The organism is Symbiobacterium terraclitae, from assembly GCF_017874315.1.
Taxonomy (GTDB): domain Bacteria; phylum Bacillota; class Sulfobacillia; order Symbiobacteriales; family Symbiobacteriaceae; genus Symbiobacterium; species Symbiobacterium terraclitae.
Genome location: NZ_JAGGLG010000057.1, coordinates 1 through 3673 on the forward strand (window position 1 = coordinate 1; position 3673 = coordinate 3673).

General features: G+C 68.1%; 1 protein-coding gene. It reads left to right on the forward strand.

Going from position 1 to position 3673, the window contains the following annotated elements:
* Window positions 1-425 precede the first annotated feature (425 nt).
* Window positions 426-3673 (forward strand): S8 family serine peptidase (locus J2Z79_RS18045; RefSeq protein WP_209468295.1); only part of this gene is annotated, 3248 nt, incomplete at its 3' end.

The window sequence follows — 3673 nt, forward strand, 5'->3', positions numbered from 1 at the left end:
GTGAGCCTGCCGCTCGACACGCCCAACGAGTTCCAGGGGCTGAGCGCCACCTCGGTCTCGTTCTCGGTGAGCGCCGAGCAGGTCCGGAACAACCCATAACGCCCTGACGGTGCGAGGCCCCGGGGCCGCCGCGCGGCGGCTCCCGGGCCTCGTTCTGCCGAGGGGCCACCCCACGGGCCGATGTGGCCTTTATCGTTCATGCCGCGTAATCCGCGCGGGCGAGCGGGCGCCCGCCCCGCCGCGCCCGTGCGTGCCCCGCGGGCCAGGACGGAAGGCTTCTGCCCTGCTCACGGCGAGCGGGGGTCCGGCTGCTGCAGGCTCACCCAAATGGGTGATTTTTACAAACTCGATTGAAAACGCCCAATATTGCGGGTTACATTGGCACCGGATCCGTAAGTTTCTCGCAGGAACTGGGGGGGTATTGAATGGGTGTAGCGAAGAGGATCCTGTCCAGTCTGGTCACCGCATCCATGCTGGTCTCGATAGTTTCCGGCCTGGCGCTGGCCAACTCGCCGGACCTGCCGGAAAGGGAGGCGCCGCGGGCACCTGTTGCAGAACGCGCCACACCAGGATCGCAGGAGTCCAAGGAGGAGCGCAGGGCAGAACTTGAGGCAACGGGCAAGGAGCTGCAGAGGGCAGCGGACGTCCTGAAGGATGGCCTCCGCCAGTACTTCGTCGAGCTGGAGGCGCCGTCCGGGGTCGAGATGCAGGTCCAGGCCCGCCAGAAGGGCCTGCTCAGGCAGGACCTGCGCTCGCACCTGAACAGCATCGAGCGGGAACAGCGGGATGTCATCCAGGCCATCCGGTCGCTGAAGAAGAGCAACGGCAAGATCGAGGTCCTGTACCAGGTCAGGAACGTGCTGAACGGCATCGTGGTGCGCACGAACGAGGCCGGGGCTGAGCAGATCCGCGCGCTTCCCGGCGTCAAGTCCGTCTCCGTGATGCAGCTCCACGAGCGCGCCCATACCGGCTCCGTGCCGCTCATCGGCGGACCGGAGGTGTGGCAGAGCTTCGGCGTCCTCGGCGAAGGCATCAAGGTCGCCGTGATCGACACGGGCATCGACTACCTGCACACCAACTTCGGCGGGCCCGGCACGCCTGAGGCCTACGAGCTCGACACCACGACGCTGAATGAGTACTTCCCCAACGCCAAGGTGGCCGGCGGCTGGGACTTTGCCGGCGACGACTACGACCCGCGCTACGACGAGACGAGCATTCCGCAGCCGGACCCGAACCCGCTTGACTGCCCGGCGTACCTGGGCGGCGGCCACGGCACGCACGTGGCGGGCACGATCGCCGGCTACGGCGTGAACGCGGACGGGTCCACCTACCGTGGGCCATATGACCGCACTATTCCTATGGATTCCCTGCGCATCGGCCCCGGCGTCGCGCCGCTGGCTGAGCTGTACGCCCTGCGGATCTTCGGCTGCGACGGCCCGACCGGCCTGACGATCCAGGCGCTGGATTGGATCGTTGACCCCAACGGCGACGGCGATTACTCCGACCGGATGGACGTCGCCAACCTCTCGCTGGGCTCCCCCGTGGGCGGTCCGGATGATCCCACCGCCCGCGCGGCCAACAATGCCGCCCTGGCGGGCGTCCTCCTCGCCATCGCCGCCGGCAACGAGGGCGACGTCTACTACGTCATGGGCAGCCCGGGCTCTGCGACCCGCGCCGTGACGGTTGCGGCTCAGGTGGATGCGCGTGAGACCCTGGACATGTTCCGTGTCGACTCGCCCGCATCCATCTCCGGCCTCTACCCCGGCACCGTGGGGCAGAACTACAACTGGGCGGCCGTGACCGAGCCGGTGACGGCCCCGGTCGTCTACGACCCGGACAATCCTGCCGGCTGCAACCCGTGGCCCGACGGTGCACTGGATGGCAGGATCGTCCTTGTCGACTGGGTGCCGCCCGGTGCGTCCACCTATCCCTGCGGCTCCGCAGCCCGGGCGAATAACGCCGCCGCGGCCGGAGCGGTCGGCATCATCATGGCCGACAGCGAGCCCTACCTCACCGTAGCCATCGCCGGCAACGCGCTCATCCCCAGCATCCTCACCGTCAGCACGGCCGGGGACGCCATCAAGTCCGAGCTGGGCAGCGGCGTGGTCGCCACCCTGAGCAGCGAGTGGCTCGGCGCGGGCAAGGAGGACGTGCCCGAGCGGAACGACACCATGGCCGACTTCAGCTCGCGCGGCCCCGTCCTCGGCAACCGCCTGAAGCCGGACATCTCGGCGCCGGGGTACACGATCTACTCGGCCATGTCGGGCACCGGGACGCTGGGCGTCTCCAGTAACGGCACCTCCATGGCCGCACCGCACATGGCGGGCGTGCTGGCTCTCCTCCGGGAGAAGAACCCTGACTGGACCGTGGAAGAGATCAAGGCCCTGGCGATGAACACCGCGGGCCACGACCTGTTTGATGAGGTGACCGGTGAGCGTTACGGCCAGTCCCGTGTGGGCGCCGGCCGGGTGAACGCGGCCCGGGCCATCGGGCAGGAGGTCGTCGCCTTCAGCGCCGACGATCCGGGTGCGGTCAGCGTCTCCTTCGGCGCCCTGGAGGTGGTGGGGACCCAGACCTTCGAGCGCCGGGTCAAGGTGGTCAACCACGGCGACCGGGCGGTCACCTACCGGCCCAGCATCGACATGTACGTGGAGATCCCTGGCCTGGAGTACAGCTTCCCCGACGGGGACGTGACGGTGCCGGCCGGCGGCTCCGCCACCTTCCGGGTACGGCTGACCGCGGATGCCTCCCAGATGCTGGCCACCCACGACCCGACGGTCTCCGAGACCCAGTTTGGCTACCCCCGCGTGTGGCTCCCCGAGCACAGCGGCGTCATCCTGCTGAAGCCGGTGAACAGCGTATCCGGCGCCAAGGCGACGCTGCGGGTGCCCGTCTACGCCACCGCCCGGCCGGCGGCGGACGTCCGGATGGAGGACGAGAGCGTCACCTACACGTCCAATGCGGTCTATGACGTCCTGCCCATGACCGGCACCGGCCTCGCCACCGGCGGTTTCTCCCGCTACGACTACAACGCCATCGTCACCCCCTTCGAACTGCAGCACGTCGGCACCGTGCAGAGCCTGGACAAGGCCTCCGGCATCGGGGCCAGCGCCATCTCCGGCGCGATCCAGTACGCGGGTGTGACCACGGACTCGCTCGCTGTCCGGAGCTGGGGGCTGCCGCTTTACCTGAGCGAGCTCTACTTCGGCATCGTCGCCCACGCGGACTGGTCGACGCCCCTGTACGAGGTCATGTTCACTGTCGAGGTGAAGCCTGAGGGCAGCGATCAGATCTACACCCTCGAACACGGCGGGGCCGCCTTCCTGGTCGGTGGCAACGTTGAGCTCTCCGACATTCCGCTTGTGTGCACCGTATACGGCTGCGACATCAGCGCCAACGGCTTCAGTCCCACGGTGCAGACCGGTGTCTTCAACAACAACGTGATCATCCTGCACGCCTTTGCGGACGAACTGGGTCTCAGCAACACGCGCACCCGCTTCCAGTGGCGCGTCGTGTCCGAGCACTGGGAGTACGGCGTAATCGATGAGACGCCCTGGTACACCTACGACTACGCCAACCCCGGGCTCGACTTCACCGACGGCGCCGAGGGCCAGCCCACGTACTTCGCCGATCCGGGTCGCGGCATCCCGGTCGCCTTCAACCGGGCCGCCTA